The organism is Novipirellula caenicola (genome assembly GCF_039545035.1).
GTDB classification, from domain to species: Bacteria; Planctomycetota; Planctomycetia; order Pirellulales; family Pirellulaceae; genus Novipirellula; species Novipirellula caenicola.
In genome coordinates this window covers 1-1274 of sequence record NZ_BAABRO010000071.1, presented here as the reverse complement: position 1 = coordinate 1274, position 1274 = coordinate 1, and the positions used below count along the sequence as shown (strand labels likewise).

1 protein-coding gene is annotated in these 1274 nt (G+C 53.5%); it reads left to right on the top strand.

From position 1 onward, the window contains the following. Positions 1 to 119: 119 nt before the first annotated feature. A complete protein-coding gene (locus tag ABEA92_RS31305) occupies positions 120 to 875 on the top strand; it encodes a hypothetical protein (protein WP_345689818.1) in 756 nt (251 codons plus the stop codon). Positions 876 to 1274 lie beyond the last annotated feature (399 nt).

Sequence of the window (1274 nt, the reverse complement as noted above, 5' to 3'; positions counted from 1 at the left end):
GAACCATGGGATGCAACGGAGCGGCGGTGTGCGGTTTTTGGTGAGATCATTGTCAACTCCCGCCGCCCGCTGATCCCGGACGTTCGCCAACTGAGAACTCGAAACAGTTGTAGACACAAATGATGTTCCGGATCTTCATCGCATTTCTCTTCGCATTGACAGCGACGCATCATTTGTCCGCCGAACCAACAGGTATGCCTGTTGTGCAACTCCCCGTTAATATAGCAGCCGACGATGGCGAGTTTACGTTGCATGTGGACTGGAGCAAGAAACCAGATGGCACGGTCACTGCATACATTGTCAACCGCTCAAAGAAACCAATTCGATTGTACACCTTGTACGACAAGTGCACTTTGAAGTTGGAAGCACAAAATTCAGCCGGTGAATGGGAGCGAGCACAAGTTCACTACGATGAGCTTTGTGGCGCGGGTTTTGGACACTACGACCTTCAGCCAAACACATGGATCATGCAATCGCATGGAATAGCACACTCTGGTACACACCAGGAGCGCCGCCCAGTACGGCTGCGCGGATACGACGTGAACTTTCGAATTGCCTCGAACAGTGGAATAGCTAACGTTGACATTGACGTAATCGAAGATGCAAAACGCGACACCATGGCAATCAGATTCGCGAACATCGACGAATTGAAGGATATTATCTACGAAAGAATCAAATTCGACCTACTCGTACCCCCCTACTTGCCAAGACGTCCCCGTCAACACGCAGTTTGGGCGCTTGGTGCACCTCATCATCCGCACGACGAAGCGATGAAACTATTGAGAGATCTAAGCGTCGACAAAGACCAGGACTTGGCAGCGGAGGCAAAAAGTGTTTTGGCACAGAAGCGTGATCACCGCAACGGCGAGCGTTGACAGCATGCACTGCGGCGAACCATCGCGTGCACGCGGAGGCCCGTTGGTAAGTTTTCACGAATGGATACTCAACTCACGGGCCCCGGTGACGCGGGCCGTTATCGCAACTAGCGGCGTGGCCTGCGCTGATTTGCGATTCAAGCCATCGCTGCCGTAACAAGCAAAATTCGCGGTCGTGTTCGTGCAACATCTTGTCCTCGCAGTCCGTTACACTAGCACCACTGGTCGATCCCAACGGTTGTCTGCTTGACGGACCACCCACGGGGCGGAGCGCCACTGCAACCATGCTCGCTTCATGCTTGCTGCAATCTGCGATAACCATGCGATGGTGACGGAGCGGCGGCATCGTTTTTGCAAAGTGGTTCAATCACCCTTCGCCGCCCGCACATCGCTACCGTT

Excerpts from the sequence above, each read along its gene's own strand:
- ABEA92_RS31305 (WP_345689818.1), top strand. The coding sequence starts at position 120 with ATGATGTTCCGGATCTTCATCGCATTTCTCTTCGCATTGACAGCGACG.